Below are 25,570 nucleotides of genomic sequence, written 5' to 3'. Positions count from 1 at the left end.
AATTACATCGAATATTCTGTACTTGAAACGATTGACATATTTTCAATATGGATAGTATTGCGCTGCATTTTTTTGTAAGATTTATAATACATACAATAATCTTATATTTATAGCCAATATATCGTTATAAGAAAAAACAAACGCTTTGTATTTATGTTAAAAATTTGTACAAAAACGCTTTTTTACGATTAATTGCCCTAACTACAAGTAGTACCCTAACCTTTAAGAATTTGGAACGATTTGGACGTATAGCCCTTAAAACAATACTTTGGATAATTGCAAGTGTCATATTTTTGGTGTTACTTGTGGTTGTTTTAATACAGGTACCCGCCGTGCAAAATTTTGCTAAGAATAAGGCGGTTACTTTCTTACAAAATAAAATTCACACAAAAGTTGAGATAGGGCACATCAGTTTGGGGCTACCCAAACTACTGGTGCTGGAGGATGTTTACTTTGAGGATCAAAAGAAAGACACCCTTATCGCAGGCGACAAACTAAAGGTCGATATCACGCTCCTAAAGTTGTTAAAAAACAAGGTTGAGATAAATGAAATAAACCTGGAAGGCATTACGGCTAACATTAGCCGCGGGCCGGATAGCCTCTTCAATTTCGACTATATTATCAAGGCATTTGCCGGCGAGCAGAAAAAAGAAGTTAAACCTACCGATACTACCTCTACCATGAAGTTCTCGGTAGATAAGATCATACTTGATAAGATCAATATCAAATACAAAGATGTAACCACAGGCAACGATGTTAAATTCTTGCTGGGCCACTTTGATACCCGCATTAAGGATTTTGACCCGGATAAGATGAAGTTCACTATCCCTAAAATAAACTTGAGCGGGGTGAATGCTAAGATCATCCAGACACCTGCCGGTTCATCTATTAACCAAGCTGCTACAATAGACACCACTACCAAACCTTTAAATATGGATCTGTCTTTAGGCGAGATCAATATTGACAAGGTTAAGGTTGATTACAAAAGCAGCGAAATGGCCGCCAAGGTTGATCTGGGCAAGTTTTTGGTGAACATGGATAAGATAGACATGAAGAACCAGCACGTGGGCATCAAATCTATCGTGTTAGATAATACCAACGCCTGGCTAACCTTTGCCAAACCTGCAACTGTAGCCAAAGCGGTTGATAAAACCATTAAGAAAATAGATACGCTTACCTCTACCACCCAGGCGAAAGGCTGGACAGCCAACTTAAGTAAAGTAACCTTCACCAACGATAATATTAAGTTTGATAACGATACGCAAAAACCTATGCCACGCGGTTTGGATTTTGCCCACATGAGTATCAAAAACTTAAATGCCGATGCCGAAAATATTGGTTACACGCCGGATAGCTTATCGGGACGTATCAATTCATTTACTTTTAGCGAAAAAAGCGGGTTCAAGATCGATAAGTTCCACACTACCTTTTTTTACGGGCCAAAGAATGCTTATTTGAAAGACCTGCTGGTGCAAACACCACGTTCGGTTATCCAGAAAGATCTGCAGGTGGGTTACCCATCTATCGAATCGTTAACTAAAGATCTGGGCAAGCTAAACATCAACGCAAATTTAGATGGCAGCAAGCTTGGCTTGCGCGATGTGTTGCTTTTGATGCCTACCATGGCTTCAATGGAACCGTTTAAATCGTCGCCAAACTCCACCATAAAAATCAATGGCCGTGTTAATGGCACGGTTGATAACCTGCGCATCCCGAACATTGAGATAAGTGGTTTTGGCACTACTTACGTTAAAGCATCGGCTAACATGCGTGGCCTGCCTAATGTAGAGAAGTCGGTATTTGATGTTACCATTAATGATTTCCGCACAACACGTAATGATATTGTTCGCCTGGTACCAAAAGGAACCATCCCGCCAAATGTAAGCGTGCCCGAGAATATGGAGCTGAAAGGAATCTTTAAAGGCAGCATGAAAAACTTTAACACCAAAATGACCCTGCGCAGCAGCTACGGCGCGGTTGACCTGGTGGCAGCCATGAAGAGCGGTAAACGCAAAGGCAGCGAAACTTACACAGCTAATATTAAAGCCAATAACCTAAACGTAGGTGCGTTAACCAAACAACCGCAAATGGTTGGCTTTGTAACCATGAAGGCCAACATCAGCGGTACCGGCCTCGACCCTAAAACCGCCAGTTTGAAATTTAACGGCGATGTAACGAGCGCAAATGTAAAAGGCTACACCTACCGTAATTTAGTGATGAACGGCACGGCACGCAATGGCAGCTATGTGGCTAAAGCCCGCATGAAAGACCCTAACATCAACTTTAGTTTGGATGCAAAGGCTAACATGAACAAAAAATACCCATCGGTAAATGCTACGCTGATGGTGGATAGTATCGATCTGCAAAAACTGCATTTTACAGCTAACCCAATTCGTTTCCACGGTAAAATTATTGCCGATGTACCAACCGCCGACCCGGATTACCTGAACGCGAAAATATTGGCTACCGATCTTTTGATCAACAATAACGGACAGCGTATTCAACTGGATACGGTAAGCCTGGTATCTACAGCCACTGCCGATAGCAGCACCCTTTACTTAAAAGCGCCAATGCTTTATGCGCACATGGCCGGTAAATACAAGCTAACCCAAATTGCCCCGGCGGTGCAAGATGTTATCGACAAATATTACAACACCAGCCTCGGCAGTAAAACACCTCGTATAAAAGTAAAATACTCGCCGCAGCAGTTTACGTTTGATGCCCGTTTGGTTAAAACCCCGCTGGTAACACGGTTTGTGCCCGACCTGAAACAACTTGATCCGGTATTATTCAACGGCCGCTTTAACAGCACCACCGGCGAACTGATCTTGAACGGATCGGCACAAAAAGTTATTTATGGCACCAATACGGTTAACAATCTTAAGCTTGCCATTAATACCGGTAACGCGCTTAATTATAACCTAACGGTTGATGAGATTAAAGTAGGCCCATCGCTTGATCTGTTATTTACCAGTGTATCGGGCAGCGCCCTGAACAATAAATTGGGGATCAGCCTGCAAGTTAGGGACAACCAAAAGAAAGATCGCTACCGCATCGCCGGGCAGTTTATCGCTATGCCAAATGAATATCAATTCAACTTTTTGGAGAATGGCTTATTGCTTGATTATACCGCATGGTCGGTTAATCCCGATAACGCGTTGATGTTTGGCGGCAAAGGTATTTTAGCCCGTAACTTCAGTATTACCAACAACAACCAGGTATTGAGCGCCAATACCACATCAGGCCAGTATAACGAGCCTATCACGGTCGATTTCAAAAACTTCCGTATCGAAACTTTAACCAAGCTGGCTAAGCAGGATTCCCTTTTAGTTGGCGGTACCATAAACGGTAATGCCGAGGTAAGCAACTTCCAAAAATTGCCTGTATTTACGGCAGCCCTTAACGTAAGCGACTTTAACTTTAAAGGCGATACCGTTGGTAACATCGCACTAAAAGTTAACAACCAAACAGCTAATGCCTACGCCGCGCAGATGAGCATAACAGGCCGTGGTAACCAGGTTGATTTGAACGGCATGTACTACACCGTGCCCGAAAGCAGGTTTGACCTGAACCTGAACATTGTAAACCTGGGTATGAAGAGTATTGAAGGCTTTAGCTTCGGCGCCATCAAAAACTCCAGTGGTAACATCACCGGTAACCTAAAAATAACGGGGACCACAACCGCGCCGGCAGTGCGGGGTAATGTCACCTTTAATAAGGTGGGCTTTAATGCCAGCATGCTTAACTCCTATTTTACCATGCCTCAGGAGAGCATTACGTTTAATGATGAGGGCATCCGCTTTAACGATTTCACTTTGGTTGATTCGACCAATAATAAGGCTGTTGTATCGGGATCCATTTATACTAAAACCTACACCGATTTTAAATTTGGGTTAAATATTCGCGCTAATAATTTCCGCGCGATAAATTCTACCAAAGCCGATAATAAGCTATTCTACGGCAAGCTATTTTTGGATACCGATATCAAGATCCGTGGCGACATGGCCAAACCAGTGGTTGACGCGACCCTTACCGTGAACGATAAAACGGAAATGGTATTTGTATTGCCAACCAGCGACCCGGGTGTTGAAGATCGTAAAGGCGTAGTGGAGTTCTGGAACTCTAAAGACCCTCAAATGGATTCGATACTGATGGCACGCCAGTTGGATTCGTTAAAAAAATCTGAGATCACCGGGCTTGATGTAAACGCTACGGTTAACATTGATAAGAACGCTAAATTCACTATCGTGATTGATGAGCGCAATGGTGACGTTGTTGAACTATTAGGCGAAGCACACCTAAGCGGCGGCATCGACCCAAGTGGTAAAACAAGCTTAACGGGTACATATATCGTAAATCGCGGTTCATATAACCTATCGTACGCAACGGTATCCCGTAAATTCAATTTCAAAAAGGGTAGCACTATAACATGGACGGGCGACCCAACGAGCGCGAATATTGACCTTACCGCAATTTACGTTGCCAACGTACCGCCGATAGACCTGGTAGCTAACCAACTTAGCGACGAAAACTCGACCCAATACAAGCAAAAACTACCATTTAATGTAAACCTTAACCTGCGTAACGAACTGCTGAAACCAAACATCAGCTTTGACATTACCCTGCCGGATAGCAATTATAACGTTGCCGCCGTGGTTACCAATACGGTAGAAACCCGCCTATCACAGATAAGGCAAGACCCTAACGAGTTAAACAAACAGGTGTTAGGTGTATTGGTGCTTGGCCACTTTATTGGCGATAACCCGCTGCAAAGCCAGGGTGGAAGCGCAGGTGTGCAAGGTGCTATCCGTAATAGTGTAAGCAGTTTATTAACCGACCAGTTGAACAGCCTTGCAGGTGGTTTAATATCGGGTGTTGATCTAAACTTCGGTTTAACCTCCGGGCAGGATTATTCGTCTGGTACGGCCACCAACCGAACGGACCTGAACGTGGGCCTATCCAAACGATTCCTTAACGACAGGCTTACGGTATCGATAGGTAATAACTTTAACCTGGAGGGTGCGCAACAGGGGCAAAAAACATCAAATATTGCCGGTAACGTATCGGTTAATTACAAACTGAGTAAAGACGGCCGCTACACCCTGCGCGCTTACCGTAAGGACGAATTTGTGGTGATACAGGGCCAGATAGTTGAAACCGGTTTAGGTTTCTCGTTAACGGTAGATTATAACCGTTTCCGCGAGATCTTCCGCAAACGTACCGAAGAAGAAAAAGAGATGCGCCGTAAATACAAAGAGGAGCAAAAAGTAAAAAACGAGCAGGAGAAAGCATCCCAGGAAAAAGATAAAGCAGACAGAACTAAGACCCAGACTACTACCTTATGATAAAACGGATAATATATTTACTATCGCTGGCCGTAATATTAAACGCTTGTAGTACCACTAAGTACGTACCCGAGGGTGAAAAATTATACACCGGCGGTACTGTAAAGGTTGATGATAAAAGCATATCAAAAGGTGATGCCAAGGCGCTTAGTGCCGAAATGAAAACGCTTATCCGCCCTAAACCAAATTCTTCATTATTGGGAATGCGCATTAAACTTTGGTTGTATTATAAGACAAAGGCCCGCCATGGTTTTATCCAAAAATTCTTCAGCAAATATGGCGAGCCACCTATTTACGTAAGTCAGGTTGACTTAGCTAAGAACAGCGACATCATGACCAATCGCCTGCAAAACGAAAGTTACTTCCAGGCGTCGGTAAGTGGTGATACTATTGGTAAAAAGAAAACGGCTTCGGCTCTGTTTACAGCTTTGCCCGGGCCATCTTACACCATTCGTAATGTAACTTTCCCCAGCGCCACAGATAACAACCTGGATACCGCGATCAGGGGCGCCCAAAAGGGAACACTATTAAAAACCGGCGATAAATACAATTTAGACGTTATCAAATCGGAACGTGTGCGTATAGACACCCGCTTAAAGGATGAGGGTTTCTTCTTCTTCGCGCCCGAGCAATTGATTGTAAAAGTTGATAGCACGGTTGATACCCACAAAGTTGATCTGTTAGTAAAGATCAAAGAAACTACGCCTGAGCGTGCCCGTGAAATTTACACCATCCGTAATATTTATGTGTACCCTAACTATTCGTTAAGGGATACTTCGTTAAAGCTAAACCAGGCTAAGCCCTACCGCTGGTACAACATTGTAGACCCCCGTAATACCGCCAGGCCTTTCTTGTTTGCTAATACTGTTTTGCTGCATCCAAACGATTCTTACAGCCGCACCACGCATAATAATTCGTTAAACAGGTTCATTAACTTAGGCCCTTACCGTTATGTAAAAAACAGGTTTGAGGATGTGACGCCTGATTCACCAAAACTGGATGTTTACTACTTCCTTACCCCTTACAAGCGTAAATCATTACAGGCCGAGATTATTGGCCGTACCACATCTGCCAACTATACCGGTACGCAAATAAACCTGAGCTGGAAAAACCGCAACGCCTTTAAAGGCGGCGAATTGCTAACCGTAACGCTATTTGGAAGTACCGATGTGCAAATAGGCGGAAAAAATAACGGCTTTAACGTGTTCCAATATGGTGTGCAAACCAGCCTTTCGTGGCCACGATTGATAACCCCATGGCGCGTTAGTTCATCAAACGCATATATACCACGTACAGTTTTAAGTTTGGGTTATACCTCTGTTGTGAGGCAAAAACTGTATTCGCTAAACTCATTTACCGGTTCATTTGGCTACCAGTTTAAAACTAATGAACACAAATTGCACGAACTGAATTTACTGGAGGCTACCTTTGTAAAACCGCGTTCTGTAGATAGTTTATACAGGGATAGCATCAATAATCCGAACAACCGTAACCCTTCGCTTAAACATCTTATCGATCCTCAGTTTACTTTAGGCCCAAGCTATGCTTATACGTATGATAATACTACCGAAGATTACCGCACCAATAGCATTTTCTTCCGTGGTAAAGTAAGTTTATCAAATAACCTGTATGGCCTTGTTACCGGCGCCGATACACTTGCCGGTAAAGAGAAAAAACTTTTCGGGACCATATTTAACCAGTATGCCAAAGTAGAGAGCGAGATTAGGTTCTTTCATAAACTGAGCACAAGCAGTAAAATTGCCACCAGGTTATTGGTGGGTGTTGGTTTGCCTTATGGTAACTCTACTATCCTGCCTTACAACCAGCAATTCTTTATTGGCGGGCCAAACAGTTTAAGGGGCTTTAGGCCGCGGTCGATAGGCCCGGGCACGGTTGACCCTACCCCACTTAGCGGTAATAGTTTTATTGCCGACCAAAGCGGTGATATAAAACTGGAAGCTAATATCGAGTTCCGCCAAAAACTATTTAGCATTGTGTACGGCGCCATATTTGCCGATGCCGGTAATATTTGGAATGCCAAGCCGCACCAGGCAGGTGGTACATTCGGCCCTAACTTTTTATCGCAGATGGCGGTTGATGCCGGTGCCGGTTTAAGGTTTGATGCTACCATATTGGTATTACGTACCGATCTTGGTTTCCCGCTGATGAGGCCTTATACCCCTGCAGGTGGCACACGGGCGATAAGCCCAAGCTTTAAAAACGCAATTTTAAATATTGCCATCGGTTATCCGTTTTAATTATTTAGTGTAATAGTGATTGTAATATTACGAGGTTAGATACGTCTAATCATTATCTACCGAATGATTTAATGACTAAAACCACGATCTCCGTTCCGCTAAACATTATCGATTTGCAAGGCGATGGTTTCCATCCCTTGCTGGATATTGTAATATTTGGCAAGCCTTTTAAAGTGGTGCTGGATACCGGCGCATCGCGTACCGCATTTGATAGAGATTTACTCATTGAAGCGAATGAGCAAGCTGCCATTGTAGCGAGCGAAAGATTGTCGACCGGGTTAGGTACCAATACCATGGAATCGGCCACAGCAGTTATCGAAAACATCTGGATAGGTGATCTGCTCATACCGGAGTTGGAAGTAGCCGTGCTCAACCTATCTACCATAAACATAGCCTATCACGAAATGGGGCATCCCGAAGTATTGGGTGTTTTGGGTAGTGATATACTGATGAAGTATAAAGCCGTTGTTGATTTTGGCAAGAAAAGGTTATTACTGAAGTAAGCTTAAACTACTTGCTTATTTAGAACCTTACGGCAGAGGTCTATCGCGCTTAAGTTTAGTACAGCAAAAAACATAAGGACAACCATAAGTGCGGGCAACGGCCAATGCTGCATCAGCTTAAAACTATTGTCGCCATCAACCACGCCCGTAAAAAATGTGGGTATATAAATAATACCGTTTAGCAGCATCGCCGGTAAATAGTTTGCGCTATAAGGTGTCCGTTAAGTAAAGATCGCTTTCCCTTTATGGTTTTAACATTCCGGGATATCAGAATACAGGTATAGATCAGCGGCGTAATAGCCAGCAAAAAAATCGCAATTAAGAATACCACATGCATCGGCTTGTTATTTGGCAGCGTGTAAGCCAACGCCGAAACCATAAAGGTAAATGTTAACACCTTCCAGTTAAAATAGCTACGCAGTGTTTTTGAGAACGTCGCTCCTATGTGCTTTTGATAGATCTTGACTTGCTTAAGCGCAAGTTCTTCAATACCCCTATAGCCACCGAAATCCGTATCCACCACATCCTGGAAAACTACACCAATGTCGCGCATATCCCCACTTCGGCGTTTAACTTCAATAGCTGTTAAAACATGGTCGAGGATCTCTTCGTAAGTTTCGCGGTAGCTTAATGTTTTATACAAGTAAGCCTGTAACACTTTTAATTGTTGCTCACTTGGTTTCATTTTGTTGCAGGTTTAAGGTTTAACAATGTTTGTAGCTGCTCAATAAATGCCTGTGCCTCTTTCATTTTACTGGTAACCTCTTTGCCGCCCTGCTCGGTTAGGCGGTAATATTTGCGCACACGGTTGTCCACTACTTGCGTAAATGTTTCTAAAAAGCCATCAGCCTCCAACTTGTGCAATGCAGGATATAATGCACCCTCGGTAAGCATTATTTCGCCTTCAGAAACCTCTTTAACTTTCTGGGTTATCTCGTACCCGTACATCTGGTGGTTATCTTCCAGCAGTTTTAAAATAATGGTTTGCAGGCTGCCTTTCAGCAATGGATTAGTGCTCATAATTCAAATATAAAAAAAAAATTATATACATAAGAAAATTATGTATATAAATAAAAAAGTATATATTTTGTGATGCTATCGCTTACTTGCCTCTTTTGATACTTATTTGAACATAAAAGAAACTTTAAAGGACGAATGAAGGGCGAATAAAGGCGATTGAAATGCTAAAAAAGGCGCTCATAAAATCCAAAAAGTAAAAAAGCCCCCTGAACAGTCAGGAAGCTTTAATATCATAGGCAGAATAGATGCTCTTATGTATCTATACGCGCGTAGCGCGCGTTTTTCTCTATAAACTCGCGGCGTGGGGCAACTTCATCGCCCATCAGCATCGAGAAGGTGTGATCGCACTCGGCAGCGTTTTCAATAGCTACCTTTTTAAGTGTACGGTTAGCCGGGTTCATGGTGGTATCCCATAATTGCTCGGCGTTCATCTCACCCAAACCTTTATAACGTTGCACGTGTACGCTATCCTCTTTACCCTGGCCTTTTAGGCGTTGTATGGCGGTGTCGCGTTGTTCGTCTGTCCAGCAGTATTCAAATTCTTTACCTTTTTTAACCTGGTAAAGCGGTGGCGATGCAATGTACACATAGCCGTGCTCCACCAATTCCTTCATATAACGGAAGAAGAAGGTTAAAATCAGCGTGGTAATGTGTGAACCATCTACGTCCGCATCCGTCATGATCACAATTTTGTGATAACGTAATTTGGTTAAGTTCAACGCTTTAGCATCCTCGGGCGTGCCAATGCTTACACCAAGGCCGGTGAACATATTCTTGATCTCTTCGTTCTCGTAAATTTTGTGCTCCATGGCTTTCTCCACGTTCAGGATCTTACCACGTAGTGGAAGTATCGCCTGGAACTCGCGGTTACGGCCCTGTTTAGCAGTACCACCCGCCGAGTCACCCTCTACAAGGTAAAGCTCACATAAGGTTGGGTCGCTATTGGCACAATCAGACAGTTTACCAGGTAAACCAGACCCTGTCATAACACTCTTGCGCTGTACCATTTCTCGGGCTTTACGGGCCGCTGCGCGGGCTGTAGCAGCAAGGATAACCTTCTGCACTATCATTTTAGCTTCCCTTGGGTTTTCCTCCAGGTAGTTACCTAAAATTTCGCCTACGGCAACGTTAACGGCGCCACTCACCTCGCTGTTACCCAGCTTGGTTTTGGTTTGCCCTTCAAATTGTGGCTCCTGTACTTTTACCGAAATTACAGCAGTTAACCCCTCGCGGAAGTCATCGCCGGTAATCTCGATCTTCATATTTTTTAACAAGCCCGATTTATCGGCGTAAGCCTTAAGCGTACGCGTTAAACCCATCCTGAAACCTGCAACGTGTGTACCACCTTCAATAGTGTTGATATTGTTTACATACGAGTGTACATTTTCTGTATAGGTATCGTTGTATTGGAAAGCCAGCTCAACAGGAATGCCTTGTTTGATCCCTTCCAGGTAAATTGGCTCGGGGATGATAGCCACGCGGGTACCGTCAAGGTATTTAACAAACTCTTTTAAGCCGCCTTCAGAGAAGAACTCTTCCATTGGGAAAGAACCGTCGTCATTAGTTTCACGCTCGTCTGTTAACGTTAAGCGGATCCCTTTATTTAAGAAAGCCAGCTCGCGTAAACGGGTGGCTAATGTTTCAAATTTATACTCGGTAGTAAGCGTAAATATCTCCGCATCCGGCTGGAAAGTTTGGGTAGTACCTGTTTTATCAGACACGCCAATTTCCTTTACCGGGAACAATGGTTTACCACGTTCGTACTCTTGCGTAAATATTTTACCCTCGCGGTACACAACCGTTTTTACGTGTATAGATAGCGCGTTAACACAACTTACACCCACACCGTGCAAACCACCCGATACCTTGTAGGTATCTTTATCAAATTTACCGCCTGCGTGCAGCACGGTCATTACAATTTCTAATGCTGATTTTTGCTCCTTGGTATTGATACCCGTAGGGATACCGCGGCCATTATCTACAACGGTAATAGAGTTGCCTTTGTGGATAGTAACGTTAATGGTATCGCAATAGCCGGCAAGGGCCTCATCTATCGAGTTATCAACTACCTCGTAAACCAAATGGTGAAGGCCTTTTACGCCCGTATCACCAATGTACATCGAAGGCCTTTTTCGTACAGCTTCTAAACCTTCTAAAACCTGTATATTATCCGCGGAATAATTTGATTTATCCTGATTTTTTTCGCTCATATTTGATTAAAACAATAACTATCAAATTTACGAATTTAGCTTCACATTAACTCGAATTATGTGCAATATTAGTTCGATTGTGGATAAATATGATCCATAATAAACATCTTAATTAATGGTTAGGAAACTTGTGCCGAAAGATTATATTTGTCAAAATTTTTTTTAAGATAAACCCAATGAAAATGAAGGCTTCAATTGTTACAAAATCAGTATTAGCATTACTAATAGCTGCAGGTGTATCTGCTTGTAACCAAAATAAACCAGATGCTAAGCCGGCTGCTGCTACAACCGCAACTGCCGACTCTCCTGAAATTGTTTACATTAACCAGGATTCGTTAGTATCTAAATACAATTACATTAAGGATATGGACAAACGCCTTGGTGATAAAGGTAAAGTTGCGCAGGCTGATGTTGCATCGCGCCAGCAAGCTATCCAACGCGAAATTGCTGAGTACCAAAAAGCCGCCCCTACTATGGCTGCGGATGTGCGTGCTACTACCGAGCAACGTTTACAACGTAAAGGCCAGGAGTTTCAACAATATCAGCAAAATGCCGGTGCACAGGTTCAAAACGATCAGGTGAGCGAACAAACCAAACTTTACGAAAAATTGGTTGAGTTTACAAAGGCCTACGCTAAAGAAAAAGGTTACAAAATGATCTTAACTTATCAAAAAGGTAACGCCACCGTACTTTACGGCGACCCAAGCCTTGATGTGACTACCGATGTTGTTAAAAGATTAAACGACGCTTACGTTAAAGACAAAAAATAATAATTGTGCGGATACACAAAATATAATTAATTAAAACCCCGGCTTATAGTTGGGGTTTTTTAATTTAGAACAATATGGAAGACAAAGGCAACGAAAAGTTTATGCAGATGGCAATTGACCTATCTGAATACAACGTAACACACGCGCAGGGCGGTCCGTTTGGCGCAGTGATAGTGAAGGATGGTATGGTGATAGCGCGCAGCGCGAACAGGGTTGTACCTACCAATGACCCCACAGCACATGCCGAGGTTTCGGTGATCCGCCTTGCATGCCAGGAGCTGGAAACTTATAATTTAGAGGGTTGCGAGATATACACCAGTTGCGAGCCCTGCCCTATGTGCCTGGGGGCAATATACTGGGCACGCATCAACAAAATATATTACGCTAATACCAAAAAAGATGCCGCCAATATAGGCTTCGACGACAACTTTATTTATGATGAATTAGCGCAGCCGATGGAAAAACGCAAACTCCCACTCGTGCAAATGATGCACACTGAGGCGTTTGCCGTTTTTAAGCAGTGGGAGATATCGGAAAGCAAGAAGGAGTATTAAAAATCCCCCCAAGCGTCATTGCAATGGCGGTACGTTTTTTAGTTTATCAACGATTTGATAAGCTCTTCCAAATCTTTAAGGTAAAGCATATTAGGACCATCACTCATCGCATGATCCGGATCAGTGTGAGTTTCTATGAAATAACCGCTGGCGCCGAATGCTTTTGCAGCGTGCGCCATTCCGGGTACAAATTTACGATCGCCGCCAGTTTTACCACCTGCACCGCCCGGGCGCTGTACCGAGTGGGTACAATCCATACAAACAGGGTAACCAAACTCCAGCATATCGGCAACGTTCCTAAAATCAACTACCAGGTTATTGTAACCGAATGAATTACCGCGCTCGGTAAGGATGATCTGGTCATTCCCGCTTTCTTTTACTTTTTGCGTAGGGTAAAACATATCCTGGCCGGATAGAAACTGTGCTTTTTTAACATTTACAATTTTACCTGTTTCGGCAGCTGCTACTAACAGATCTGTTTGGCGGCAAAGGAATGCCGGGATCTGCAAGATATCTACCACCTCGGCGCATGCAGCAGCCTGGAATGGTTCGTGGATATCTGTAGTAACAGGCAGGTTGAATTTTTCCTTTACTTTGTTCAGCATCTCCATGCCTTTTGCTAAACCCGGCCCACGGTAAGCGCTTACGCTGGTACGGTTTGCCTTATCGAACGATGATTTAAAAACCACCGTAACCGGGTATTTAGCACCAATCTCGGCAACCTTTTCGGCTACCGTGTAAAGCAGTTCCTGATTCTCCATTACGCATGGGCCAACAATAAAAAAAGGTTTTTGGGTGATGTCGTTATATAATGCCATTGTCTTTTATCTTTTTACGTGCAAGCTCAAGGTCTTCGGGGGTGTCTATCCCCTTCTCGATGCCTTTCACTTCAATCATTTTAATTTTATAGCCGTTCTCAATCGCCCTTAACTGCTCTAATTTTTCGGTGCTCTCTAAAAACGATACCGGCATAGTAATAAATTCTTTCAGGAATGATGCCTTATAAGCATACACCCCCATATGTTTTTTGTAAACCGATATGTCCCCTACTTCCTTGTCCCTTGAAAACGGAATAGCGAACCTTGAAAAATAAATAGCATTGCCATTCACATCGGTAATAATCTTAACAAGGTTTGGGTTGTTTAGTTCGGCTACATCCTGTACCGGCGCGCAAACACTTGCCATAACGGCATCGCTTTGCTGCAGGGCGGTTATTAACCTGTCGATGATGCCGGCATCAAAAAAAGGTTCGTCGCCCTGTACGTTCACCACCATATCGCAGGGCACGGTTTCAATCACTTCCGCAATACGATCTGTACCACTTGGGTGCTCCTCTTTGGTCATGAGCACGTTTGGCGTAAACGTCTTGCAAACGTTAAACACCTCATCACTGTCGGCAGCTATCCAGATCTCGTGATGAAGGGTTGCTTTCAAACAGGCTTCGTAAACGCGTTGTATCACGGGTTTTCCACCCAGGTCAAGCAGCATTTTACGGGGCAATCGGGTCGACTTTAACCTGGCGGGTATAACTATGATTGCCTTCATCTTGCTAAGCCTGGTTAAATATCTGGTAAACCCCCGTTAGGGTATTATCATCGTTGTGTACCAACAGAGTGGTTATTTTGCGTTCCATCATCAATTCCTCCGCGTCATAAACCAACTCATGCTCGTTTATTATTCGGGGATTAGTATTCATCAGATCCGTAATTGGCAAATGATGGATGTCTTCATACTTTACCAAGCCCCGTCGCAGGTCACCATCGGTTATTACACCTGCTACTTTATCGGGCGTGCCTACTATCACCATTCCTAATTTACCTTCGCTCATTTGCAACACTAATTGCGTAAACGTTGCACTACTGTCAATAAACGGAAGTTTATCGGTGCGCATCAGATCTTTTACCCTCACCAGTAATTTGCGGCCAAGCCTGCCTCCGGGATGAAAACGTGCAAAATCTGCCGGTGAAAAATCCCTCGCGGTCATTAGCGCTACTGCCAGGGCATCGCCCATAACCAATGTAGCTGTAGTTGATGATGTAGGTGCTAACTCCAGCGGGCAAGCCTCCTGCTTAACGCATACATTTAAATGGCAGGTAGCATTGGTAGCCAATGTAGATTTGGCGTTGCCTGTTATAGCTATAAAAGTATTTTTATTGTATTGCAGATATGGAACAATTTTCAGCACCTCTTCTGTTTCGCCGGAGTAGGATACCAATACCACCACGTCATCGGCGCTTATCATTCCCAGATCGCCGTGGAAAGCTTCGGCGGGATGCATAAAGAAACTTGGAGTGCCTGTGCTGGTAAAAGTAGCAGAGATCTTACGGCTGATATGGCCGGATTTGCCCATTCCGCAAACAACTAAACGGCCTTTTGACTCCAATATAGCTTCAACAGCCTGGCTAAATTGCTCGTCGATCATCGATGCCACATACTGCAGCGACGCTATTTCTATATCAAATACTTTTTGGGCAATACTTTTCATAAGCTGTGGTAGCTCGGGGTACTATTTGTATTGCAATAATACTCAATAAAATCAGATTAGATAAATGACGGGCCGTACTAAGCTACAGTGCGAGGTGAAAATTACTTAGTTTTGTAATACCCTTAGCTTTTTAACCTCTATCTGTACAGGCGGAGCGGGCTTGTTATCAAGGCCTTCGAATTGAGAATTTTTGCTGATAAATTCAGGAACAATCTCTTTCATTTTATTTACCATCGCCATATCATCATTTTGCTGGTTCAACAAAATAAGTTCGTTAATGTCCTCTATAACCTTTTTATAAGGGTAAGATATCACTTCAGAGATCTTTATCTTCTCGTGGTGGGTTGGCATGGTGTGCTCGCCTTGATTTAGTAGTTCCTCGTAAAGCTTCTCGCCCGGGCGGAGGCCCGAATAAACGATCTTAATATCACGCTCGGGCTGTAAGCCTGCAAGTTTTATCATTTTAAGCGCCAGGTCGACGATTTTAACAGGTTCACCCATATCAAAGATAAAGATCTCGCCACCTGTACCCATGGTACCCGCTTCCAATACCAAATGCACGGCTTCGGGTATGGTCATGAAGTAACGGGTAATTTCCGGATGGGTTACGGTAATAGGCCCGCCTTTTTGGATCTGCGCCCTGAAGCGTGGAATAACCGAACCGTTTGAACCCAATACGTTACCAAAACGGGTAGTTATAAATGCGGTACCTTTATTGATAGGATTATCTTTAAGCGACTGGATATAGATCTCAGCAATACGCTTGGTGGCACCCATTATATTTGACGGATTAACCGCTTTATCAGTAGATACCATCACAAACTTATTTACACCAAACGCAACTGATAAGTCAGCAATATTTTTTGTACCCAGTACGTTTGCCCTAACCGCTTCAGACGGGTTTTCTTCCATCATCGGCACGTGCTTGTAAGCAGCAGCATGGTAAACAACCTCCGGTTTATACTCAGAAAATAATTTTCGCATGCGGTAGTAGTTACGGATATCTCCAATAAAGATTTTAACCGGTACCTGCGCAAATATTTCTTCAACCTCTAAACGGATATCATGCAAAGGCGATTCGGCCTGGTCGCAAAGAATGACCATTGCCGGTTTATATTGCAATACCTGCTGAACGATCTCTGAACCAATAGAACCGGCAGCCCCTGTAATTAACACACGTTTACCTTGCAAATCTTCAGATATACGCGTAGTATCAATTTGTATAGTTTTGCGCTGCAACAAGTCCTCAATTTTAAGGTCTTTAATTTGCTGCATATTAAGCTTGCCATAAATCCATTGATCTGACGGCGGTACGGTTAATACCTGTATACCCAATGCAAGGCAAGCCTCAAGCGCTGTTTTTTTAGATTGCTCATCCAAATGATGGTTCATGATGATCATCTTATCGATGGCACGCTTTTCTTTTAGTTTGGCAAGTTTATTAATATCATAAACCCTTACCTGCTGGATCTCTTTGTTGATTTTGCTTGTATCGGCATCCACAAAGCCCACAATAACAAAATTGGTTTTGGCGCTGGCCTCTAAAGCCTGCTTAACAAGCACTGCGCTGGTATCCGACCCGTAGATAAGTACGGATGTTTTTTTAGAGCTCGAATAATTGTTGATATAGTTGAACGCACTTTTTACAGCGCTCCTTAAAAGGATAAGTAACGTACTGGACACCGAGAAATTAACCAGCAACACCAGATTTATAGTTGCAGAATTAATTGCCAACACCGGTTTAACCCATAGTGTAATAATTATAATGTAAACCACGCTACTAATAAATACCGAACCAAAAATGCGTAATACATCTCTTGTGTTAGAATACCTGATAAGCCCTATATGAACCCGCATCAAATACATAACAATAGCGGCTATGATACAATAAATGCCTGTATAGATAAAAAAGTGTCCTCGTAATATATTAGAAAAATCGAAGCGGTTTACAATGAGGTAAGATGAAGCGAAAGACCATGTTATGATAACAAAGTCTAATAACATTATTATCCACCGTGGTACTACCTTACTAAAAAGCAAATATTTTTTCATAAGTATTCTTATTGTAGGTAGAGAAGCAAATTTAATAGTTAAACTTTCTGCTCAAACTTTTTGACACTGGGCACAAACCTGTAATAATTTGTTACGCGGATTTACTTATCGTCAGATTGTTGATTATAGTACATAATTAAACATAAACCATGAGCAAAATTGAACGCTTGTTTTTGGCTTATATTTACATGTCGCAAATTCAATAAAAAATAATGCGATCTGTGTTTACAACACAATCGGGGGAAATTTGTTGTGACCATCACAAATATAATTAAATTAATTAAATAAATAAATGACAATTTCCGGTAGCTAACAAAAAAATATTATCTGTATTTTGGAATTATCATAAACACCTATTTAAAAGCTTGTATTCTTGTTATCATTAATCGCGGTTTTATTGCGATATATAAAATAGCAAGCGGTGCAACAACCGCAATAAAGACTAATATTACTGAAGCGTCTTTGTATAAAATAATAAGCGCAATAATTAATAATTGGATAAGAGCATAACTTACTGCTACAACCAAATGCGGCATCTTTTGCTCGTTAACAAGTACTTGGTAAAAATGAAGGCGGTGCGCCTGAAAAATATTTTGTTTAAGTATTAGCCTGTGTACTACTGTTAATACGGCATCTACCCCGTAAACAGATAAGAACAAAATGTAAGTAACATTACCGCTTACTTGTATCAACCTGAATAATAAAAACACAAGCCAAAATGCAATTGCAACGCTACCAACATCCCCGGCAAAGCATTTTGCCCTTTTGCGAAAATTAAAAAATAAGAAAACAACGCTGGCCAGCATTGGCAACCATATAAGATCGGCCTCTATAAAAGGTTGCATATTTAAATTAACATATTGTAAGCCTGCAAATAAAACAAGTGTATATATCCCGGTAATACCGTTTATACCATCCATAAAATTGTACATATTTATAATACCTATAGCGATAATATACAGCACTATAAATACGTAAAAATGCAACGTAAATAGCTGCAAAAACATAAATATTAGCGTTACCGCTGCTACATGCACCATTACCCTTAACCTGCTTGACAGGTTTATCCTATCGTCGATAAAACTAACAATGCTTATCATAAGCAAACCTAAACCGGGCAGCCAATAGCCCAGATGCATTACCACGCCGCAAATAATAGCTATAGCAAATATAACTCCACCTCCGCGAATGGTTACTTCGCTATGGGAGCTTCGTTCATTGGGATGATCGACAATATTGTAATGATCTGCGATGCGGAAATATAAAAGCATCAAAACTAAAAGAACTAAAAATAAGACAAGGTAAATCATTTACTTAAATTATTGCTATTGATAATTAAATAAATTTTGTCTGTAACAGTTGTGGGATTCCACCCTAATTCTTCTCTGGCCTTATTATCACTAAAAGTTAATGTTGACAAAACTTTACTTAATTTACTTGAGTTTATTGGGGATTTGCTGCCTATAAGATCGCCTAACCTAGCTATAAACCGAGCCAAGAATAACGAAATTTTTGGAGGATATGGTTTTTTCAAGGCCGTAGAAATTGCTTTTTCAAGTTCGTTAAAAGAAGGATGGTAACCATCTGTAAGATTATATATACCACCTTTGTTAGCTATTACTGAAATTATCTTAGCTATATCTTCGGCCCAAACTATGCTTTTACGTGCATTTGCTTTACCAATACTTAAGTATTTGCCCTTTTTAATGCCATTTATCATAGCACCCAAATTACCCGGAGGGTTTGGCCCGGCTATAAGTGGCAATCGCAAAATGCCCAATATCACACCATTTCTACTCGCCCAGTTTCGCAAAAATTCTTCGGCCATTATTTTTGATTGGGCATAAGGGGTATTTCCATTAAGCGGACTGTCTTCGGTAATCAGTTTACCGCTATTTAATCCGTATACGGCAACGGTACTGATGAATATAAAGCTTTTTAGAGCCTTGGCCCTATTTTGTAATGCTTCGCACAGGTTTTTTGTTCCTTGAAAATTAACATCAACAAACTCCTGTATTTCGGTGGGCGTTTTCGGAATAGAATGTGCCTTACCAGCTACATGAACTACAATATTAATATCTGACGGGAGCGAAAGAGAACTACTACTAACGTCAGCAATTATATCATTATTTACACTTCTTCCTAAAGTTAAAACACTGATATCACAATCGGTTTTAAGATACTTATAAATTTCGTTACCTAAAAAACCATGCCCTCCTGTTAACAATACTTTTTGCATTATAGACTCAATTTTTTTAAATAAAATCCTTTTAGGCGATGCCAAAATTGTTTTTGCTCAAAGTTATCTTCTAAATATTTACGCCCGTTTGCTCCAAACTCAAGCCTTTTGTTTTTGTCATTAATTAAAATTTCACATTTTTCAATTAATTTGATTTCGCTTTTGGTTGGTATGAGATAACCATTAACATCATCAAAAACAATTTCATTACAACCATTTATGTCAGTTGCTATGCATGGTAGCCCAAAAGCACAAGCTTGCATCAGAGATTGTGGAAAGCCCTCCCGGTAACTTGGGAATACAAATATATCGGCCATATTAAGATAAGGTCTTATATCATTCTGATGCCCTGTAGCGATAATAGCATTATTACTCTTTATCTCGTTTAATGTTTCGGGCATTAATGGGTTTAAATCTTCTAAGGGGCCAACCAAAAATAATTTTATATTAGTATGCCTAAGGCTGAGATTTTTAAAACATGCAACTAATTCATTACAGCCCTTATAATTGGCTAATCTGCCAACAAAAGTTAGTACAACGTCATCTGAATTAACATTGTAAAGCTTTCGCAGATTATCATTTTCAGTAAGGTTATTTTCGGATTTGGAAAAATAATCAAGATCAATACCATTACTGCTTCCTTTTCCAATAATGGTGATCTTATCAGAAGAATCAATATTTGCTTTTATAAATTGGAGTTGTTCTTGTGAATTTGGCAAAACCCAGTCGGCAAAAATATAAGTTAATTTCTCAACACAAATAAGCAATTGGCGTTTTAACCCTGTTTCCTCTACTAAGGGCAGGCCGGCTACAGTATGAATTTTAAGCTTAACATTACAAAGCATAGCAGCTAACATTCCAACTATACCGGCTTTAGGCGAATGAGTATGTACAATATCAGGCTTTAGCTTTCTGATTAATTTTATAGTATAATATAGTGCAACAATATCTTTAAAAACATTTAGTTTTCTATTCAGAGGAATTTGGAAGTGCGGCACTCCTTCATTCATTTCTAAAGTTGGTACTGAATTATCTGTAGCACTTGCCATATAAACTTCGAAGTTATGGCAAGCCATGTACTTTATTTGCCCCCGTAATAATAAATGTAATGAATGTGGGACTGTTGATATACGTAAAAGCTTTACTTTATCTTTCAAACTGTTTTGCAATTAGTTTACCAATTGTATTTTGTCCTTTTCAACGATAGTATTTTTAATAGCGTCAAGCGTCTGAGTTTGAGAAATGTTTTTACCAGATAAATCATAGATTGTTTTAACCTTATTTATGTGGAGTACCGGTCCATATTTATTATATAGGCCATGCCCAAATCCTAACTTATTATTTTTCCACGTAGAATTTATAATATTTATATTACCGCCTATTGGGGCATAATTATAAAACTGTTTATACCCGCTATAGTGCAATGCTGTTTGTGATTGGTCATCAATATGATTTTTAACGCTAATATTAACCTGCTGGGCATTTTTACCAATTAAACCAAGTAAAACTATCATCAATCCACGCTTTGAATTAAAAGTTACTGGTTTATCTATCGTAATATTATTAAGTGAATCTGAATTTTGGTTGGGTTCCATATCAATTCCTGCCATAGGTTCTGTGCCGTTGATATTAGAAACAACAGGATGTAAGATTGTAACGTTAGTTGCGCTTACAATAGATATTCCATTGCGCCTGGCGTGATCCACTTGTGGGTAATAAATTTGAATATTACTACTATGCTTAGTTAACTGTCCAATGTATATGCCGTCCCCCCAACACTCATAAACTTTTGGGTTTATAATTTGGATATTTGATGAACTTGCAATAGAAATGCCCATTCCCCATTCTCCCGTGGTGCCGGTGTGTTGATCTCTGTCACCCACTAATACCGGAAAATATATTTTAACATTGTTTGCGTTGAATATTCTAAGTATTTGATAATTTGTTAAATTATTTGGTGCCATTATTAATTTTGAATTAGGGCCAAATAATATTATCCTATTGCTTAATATGGATATTCCACTTGAGTTAACAAGAATAGGGAAGTTTGGCATCAGCACATTTGCATTACCATTTATTGCCCGCTGCATATAGGTTGTATAATCTATAGAGCCATCTTTTACATACCCTGGCGGTAATTCCTGAGTTGCATCGTAGGCCGTATTTTTTAAAGAATTTGCTGTTAACTTAAAAGGGGCAAGCTCTTGAACCGATGGCAGATAACTATTCGCTATAGTTTTATATTTAAAGTTTTCCTGAGCTTTACAACTTCCCCAAAAAATAAGTAGGGTTGTAAATACAATAATTGTGCAATTAAAACTCTGCCTAAAGCGATATTCTTTATTATAAAATCGTTGTTTTAACATACTCTAAATTTTATGCCACACTACTCTTTTAATGTAGTCAACGTAGCTTATTATTATTCTGACCATTTTATCAGACACATTAGGCATAGAATAATCAGCTACTTGCTTAAAATTCCTCTCACTTCCCCTCTTCTGATACTTCAATTGTATTAACGCTTGCATTATACGTTCAGTATTCATGCCAACCATCATTACAGAAGTTTCTTCCATTGCTTCCGGGCGTTCATGTGCATCTCTAATATTTAATGCGGGGAAGTTCAGGATAGAAGATTCTTCAGAAATTGTGCCACTGTCTGATAATACCGCGTACGAATTCATTTGTAAGGCATTATAGTCATTAAATCCCATTGGCTTTAAAAACTGAATCAGAGGGCTTACAGCAAAATTTTTGTTTTCAATCATTTTTCGGGTGCGCGGGTGTGTGCTTACAATAATAGGGTAGCCATAGGTATCGGCTATATTGTTAAGGCTATTTATTAATCCTTTAAAGTTGGCTTCACTATTTATATTCTCTTCGCGATGCGACGACACTACAAAGTATTTATGCTCTTGGAGGTTTAAACACTTTAAAATATCAGAGTTTTTTATTCTTGGTAAATAATGATTCAGTACCTCAAACATAGGTGAGCCTGTTTTTATTATCCTATCTGGGGGTAATCCTTCTCGTAATAAATACTCTCTGGCTATATCACTATATGTTAAATTAATATCAGCTATATGATCTACAATTTTCCTATTAGTTTCTTCGGGCACACGTTGGTCAAAACACCTGTTTCCAGCTTCCATATGAAAAATAGGGATATGACGTTTTTTAGCAGGTATTGCACATAGACAGCTATTAGTATCGCCTAATACCAAGAAAGCATCCGGCTTTTCGCTTTCAAGATAAGTGTCTATTTTTATTATAATTTGTCCAATAGTTTCAGTTGCCGTACCACCTGCTGCATTTAAAAAATGATCTGGTTTACGGATTGATAAGTCATCAAAAAATATTTGATTAAGTTCATAATCGTAGTTTTGGCCAGTGTGCACAATAACATGTTCTATCGCATCAGACGCATCTAAAGCGGCCATTACACGTGCTAATCTAATAATTTCGGGCCGCGTGCCTACGACCGTCATTACTTTTAATTTTGTTTTCATTTATAGGTAGCTGACTTTTGTAATATTATTATACATTTTCAAAATATGTATCAGGATCTTTCTGATCAAAAAATTCGTTAATCCAAAATATAGTAAATAACTCTTCGGTCCCAGTATTTTTTATGTTGTGCGTATACCAAATGGGCATATCAACATATGCAGGTGCATTACCTGACAAATGAAAATCAAATACTTTATCAGTGTTAACTTTTCTGAGCTGAATAAGCGCTTCGCCTTTTATTACTGCAAAACGCTCAATTTTACGGGTGTGATAATGATTGCCTCGTGTAATACCAGGTACTGTTGTTGAGAACGAAACCTGGCCGCCAAGGTTTAACCGTATTACCTCAACAAATGTCCCTCTGGGATCTGTATGCCGTGTAAATTTAACCGGAAAATGGCTTTCAACATTTATATATGCCCGGAAAGTATTAAACAAGTTTATCTCAAATGAATCTTTTAATTCAGGTATTATCCCCGCATCCAAATATTGTTCTTTATATGTGTTAAGCAAGGTTAAAACTTCTGACACTTTGTATTCATCGGTATGCGCAATGGTCAATAAATCATCGCCAGAATTACTTCTTATTTTGTTTACTAATGCCTTTACTAAATCGCCTACATAAACTAGCTTTACGTTGCCATCAACTTCTATTTTAGGTTGCTCGTTATTGATTAGCTGATGGCAAAAGGTAGATACAAAAGAATTATAATATGGATGCCCAAATGGGCCGAAAACATTGGGTATTATTAAACCGGAAAATTTCCCTTTTGATTTTTTTGCCCAGTTTATCAAAAGTTCGCGACCTTCTTTTTTACTTTTACCATATAAATTTTCATTATTTTCTTGCGATGAAGATGAAAATATAACGTGTGCGTTACTATCAGTACGTTCTAATGCTCCTATTAACTGTTTAATAAGCCCAACATTATTTTCATATATTACTTGCGGGTCGTTATGCCGGTTCATTGCCGCCAGATGCACAATTACATCACAACAAGACACAAAATTATCCAGAGTTGCTTGGTCAACAAAATACGCCTTATTAAAATCTACACGTATAAACTCATCCGGTAAAAGGCCAAGTGTATTATATAAATGCTGACCAACAAAACCTTGCTGACCGGTAATTCCTACTTTAATCATATTTTTCATTTTTATTCCAATCATACCAAAGTTGTTTATCAAACCTGCATTCATCTGCTGCAGATTGCTCAACCGAAAAGTCGGAAAACACAATTAATTTTGAGTTTGGCTCAAGTGCCTTAAAGCCATTAGCGTATCCACCCGGTATGTGTAAAATACCTGTTAGCTCAGTAACTGTATATTCATATAAATTATGGATGTGTATAGGATTTTCCCAACCGTTTGGCCTTACAACAACTATTTTAAAGCTGCCTGCTACTACGTAAAACCATTTTTGCTCAAACTTGTGCCCCTGCCATGCTCTAACTATTTCAGTATTAGCGGGCTGAATATGATAAAACCTTCTTACATCATCTAAAGAGAAGTGATTAACAAATGAAAGACTTCCTCTTTCATCACTAAAACTGCCCCCATTTATAAATTGTGGAGTTTGCAACATTATAAATTATATTTTACTGCATTTGTATCACCAAATACTTCGCGTTGAATATATGGCTGTTTAGATAACAAGGCTTTCATTCCTTCAACCCCTAATTGTTCTGTATTATGGGAGTGATAATCTTCAATTTTAGAAAGGTTTGTTTCACCTTCAGAAAAATATTGCGCATAGTTTAAGTTGCGGTTGTCTGCAGGTATACGATAAAATTCACCCATATCTTCAGCTTTTTGCATCTCTTCTCTGGTACAGAGTGTTTCGTAAAGCTTTTCACCATGGCGTGTTCCAATTATCTTGATTTCATTATCGGCATTACACAATTCTTTTAGCGCAATAGCCAGATCATTTATAGTTCCAGCAGGTGCCTTATTAACAAATAAATCTCCTTGATTACCATGTTCAAAGGCAAATAAAACTAATTCAACAGCCTCTTCCAATGACATCAAAAAACGGGTCATATAGGGGTCAGTTATTGTTATTGGCTTACCCGCCTTAATTTGCTTTAAAAACAATGGAATTACTGACCCTCTTGACGCCATCACATTACCATAACGGGTTAAACAAACTGTAGTTTCGTCGTTAACAATATTTCGTGATGCAGCTATGGCTACTTTTTCCATTAATGCTTTTGAGATGCCCATTGCATTAATTGGATATGCCGCTTTATCTGTGCTAAGACAAATAACACGCGAAACCTTATTAGCTACTGCTGCGTCAATAACATTTTGTGTCCCAAAAACATTTGTCTTAGTAGCTTCAATTGGAAAGAACTCACATGAAGGGACTTGCTTCAATGCAGCTGCATGAAATATATAATCCACCCCATGCACAGCCTTTTCAATACTGTTATAATCTCTTACATCACCAATATAGAATTTAAGCTTAGGATTGTTAAGCTGGTTGCGCATATCATCTTGCTTTTTTTCATCCCGGCTAAATATGCGTATTTCTTTAATATCAGTATTCAAGAAACGGTTTAAGACCGCATTACCGAATGAACCCGTTCCTCCGGTTATTAATAGTACTTTATTATCAAACATTT

At 40.3% G+C, this 25,570-nt stretch carries 20 protein-coding genes; 5 read left to right on the top strand and 15 right to left on the bottom strand.

The genetic code is table 11. The annotated features are described in order from the left end of the window. Positions 1–230 precede the first annotated feature (230 nt). From RHM67_RS06110 to RHM67_RS06100, 3 genes are all read left to right on the top strand, one after another. On the top strand, positions 231–5,345 hold the full coding sequence (locus tag RHM67_RS06110; RefSeq protein ID WP_322231214.1) for a translocation/assembly module TamB domain-containing protein: 5,115 nt from the start codon (positions 231–233) through the stop codon (positions 5,343–5,345). Further along, positions 5,342–7,603 (top strand): BamA/TamA family outer membrane protein, encoded by a 2,262-nt coding sequence (locus RHM67_RS06105; RefSeq protein WP_322231213.1) that lies wholly within the window; start codon positions 5,342–5,344, stop codon positions 7,601–7,603. Before RHM67_RS06110 ends, RHM67_RS06105 begins: the two co-directional genes overlap by 4 nt. Before the next feature lie 71 nt (positions 7,604–7,674). Continuing rightward, complete coding sequence (locus RHM67_RS06100) at positions 7,675–8,106, top strand: aspartyl protease family protein (RefSeq protein ID WP_322231212.1); 432 nt, start codon at positions 7,675–7,677, stop codon at positions 8,104–8,106. Between the two features lie 178 nt (positions 8,107–8,284). Here the strand turns inward: RHM67_RS06100 and RHM67_RS06095 are convergent, their stop codons facing one another. The 3 genes from RHM67_RS06095 to gyrB all read right to left on the bottom strand — a co-directional run bounded on the left by RHM67_RS06095 (position 8,285) and on the right by gyrB (position 11,336). Further along, entirely contained in the window at positions 8,285–8,791 is a 507-nt protein-coding gene (locus RHM67_RS06095; RefSeq protein ID WP_322231211.1) for a hypothetical protein, read from the bottom strand. Continuing rightward, positions 8,788–9,126: a PadR family transcriptional regulator gene (locus tag RHM67_RS06090; RefSeq protein ID WP_322231210.1), complete on the bottom strand. Its 339-nt coding sequence runs from the start codon at positions 9,124–9,126 to the stop codon at positions 8,788–8,790. Before RHM67_RS06090 ends, RHM67_RS06095 begins: the two co-directional genes overlap by 4 nt. Positions 9,127–9,377: 251 nt before the next feature. After that, positions 9,378–11,336 (bottom strand): DNA topoisomerase (ATP-hydrolyzing) subunit B, encoded by a 1,959-nt coding sequence (gene gyrB, locus RHM67_RS06085; protein ID WP_322231209.1) that lies wholly within the window; start codon positions 11,334–11,336, stop codon positions 9,378–9,380. Between the two features lie 182 nt (positions 11,337–11,518). Between gyrB and RHM67_RS06080 the strand changes: the two genes are divergently transcribed. Both RHM67_RS06080 and RHM67_RS06075 read left to right on the top strand, forming a co-directional pair. Then, positions 11,519–12,106 (top strand): OmpH family outer membrane protein, encoded by a 588-nt coding sequence (locus RHM67_RS06080; protein ID WP_322231208.1) that lies wholly within the window; start codon positions 11,519–11,521, stop codon positions 12,104–12,106. A gap of 74 nt (positions 12,107–12,180) precedes the next feature. Beyond that, positions 12,181–12,660 carry a nucleoside deaminase gene (locus RHM67_RS06075; protein WP_322231207.1) on the top strand — a complete coding sequence of 160 codons (480 nt, stop codon included), beginning with the start codon at positions 12,181–12,183 and terminating at the stop codon, positions 12,658–12,660. Positions 12,661–12,698: 38 nt separating this feature from the next. Here the strand turns inward: RHM67_RS06075 and kdsA are convergent, their stop codons facing one another. The 12 genes from kdsA to RHM67_RS06015 all read right to left on the bottom strand — a co-directional run bounded on the left by kdsA (position 12,699) and on the right by RHM67_RS06015 (position 25,568). Continuing rightward, positions 12,699–13,478: a 3-deoxy-8-phosphooctulonate synthase gene (kdsA, locus tag RHM67_RS06070; protein WP_322231206.1), complete on the bottom strand. Its 780-nt coding sequence runs from the start codon at positions 13,476–13,478 to the stop codon at positions 12,699–12,701. Beyond that, positions 13,465–14,205, bottom strand: coding sequence for a 3-deoxy-manno-octulosonate cytidylyltransferase (gene kdsB, locus RHM67_RS06065; protein ID WP_322231205.1), 741 nt, complete (start codon positions 14,203–14,205; stop codon positions 13,465–13,467). Before kdsB ends, kdsA begins: the two co-directional genes overlap by 14 nt. 4 nt (positions 14,206–14,209) lie before the next feature. Then, positions 14,210–15,145: a KpsF/GutQ family sugar-phosphate isomerase gene (locus RHM67_RS06060; protein WP_322231204.1), complete on the bottom strand. Its 936-nt coding sequence runs from the start codon at positions 15,143–15,145 to the stop codon at positions 14,210–14,212. 105 nt (positions 15,146–15,250) lie between these two features. Then, positions 15,251–17,149, bottom strand: coding sequence for a nucleoside-diphosphate sugar epimerase/dehydratase (locus RHM67_RS06055; RefSeq protein WP_322231203.1), 1,899 nt, complete (start codon positions 17,147–17,149; stop codon positions 15,251–15,253). A 401-nt stretch (positions 17,150–17,550) separates the two neighbouring features. Further along, entirely contained in the window at positions 17,551–18,297 is a 747-nt protein-coding gene (locus tag RHM67_RS06050) for a UDP-GlcNAc--UDP-phosphate GlcNAc-1-phosphate transferase (RefSeq protein WP_416182872.1), read from the bottom strand. A gap of 206 nt (positions 18,298–18,503) precedes the next feature. Next, on the bottom strand, positions 18,504–19,436 hold the full coding sequence (locus RHM67_RS06045) for an NAD-dependent epimerase/dehydratase family protein (RefSeq protein WP_322231202.1): 933 nt from the start codon (positions 19,434–19,436) through the stop codon (positions 18,504–18,506). Further along, on the bottom strand, positions 19,436–20,593 hold the full coding sequence (locus tag RHM67_RS06040; protein WP_322231201.1) for a glycosyltransferase family 4 protein: 1,158 nt from the start codon (positions 20,591–20,593) through the stop codon (positions 19,436–19,438). The genes RHM67_RS06045 and RHM67_RS06040 overlap by 1 nt, the downstream gene beginning before the upstream one ends. Positions 20,594–20,605: 12 nt before the next feature. Further along, complete coding sequence (locus RHM67_RS06035; protein WP_322231200.1) at positions 20,606–21,802, bottom strand: right-handed parallel beta-helix repeat-containing protein; 1,197 nt, start codon at positions 21,800–21,802, stop codon at positions 20,606–20,608. 3 nt (positions 21,803–21,805) lie between these two features. Further along, on the bottom strand, positions 21,806–22,945 hold the full coding sequence (wecB, locus tag RHM67_RS06030) for a non-hydrolyzing UDP-N-acetylglucosamine 2-epimerase (RefSeq protein ID WP_322231199.1): 1,140 nt from the start codon (positions 22,943–22,945) through the stop codon (positions 21,806–21,808). Positions 22,946–22,973: 28 nt separating this feature from the next. Beyond that, the gene (locus tag RHM67_RS06025; protein WP_322231198.1) at positions 22,974–24,146 is read right to left on the bottom strand and encodes an NAD-dependent epimerase/dehydratase family protein; all 1,173 of its coding nucleotides are present in this window, start codon (positions 24,144–24,146) and stop codon (positions 22,974–22,976) included. Then, complete coding sequence (locus tag RHM67_RS06020) at positions 24,085–24,531, bottom strand: hypothetical protein (RefSeq protein WP_322231197.1); 447 nt, start codon at positions 24,529–24,531, stop codon at positions 24,085–24,087. The genes RHM67_RS06025 and RHM67_RS06020 overlap by 62 nt, the downstream gene beginning before the upstream one ends. Further along, positions 24,531–25,568, bottom strand: a complete 1,038-nt coding sequence (locus RHM67_RS06015) for a polysaccharide biosynthesis protein (RefSeq protein ID WP_322231196.1) — start codon at positions 25,566–25,568, stop codon at positions 24,531–24,533. Before RHM67_RS06015 ends, RHM67_RS06020 begins: the two co-directional genes overlap by 1 nt. Between the last annotated feature and the right edge of the window lie 2 nt (positions 25,569–25,570).

Source organism: Mucilaginibacter sp. 5C4, assembly GCF_034345625.1.
Lineage (GTDB): Bacteria > Bacteroidota > Bacteroidia > Sphingobacteriales > Sphingobacteriaceae > Mucilaginibacter > Mucilaginibacter aurantiaciroseus.
Note: the sequence above shows the minus strand (reverse complement) of the source record. Positions and strands in the feature narration are given on the sequence as shown.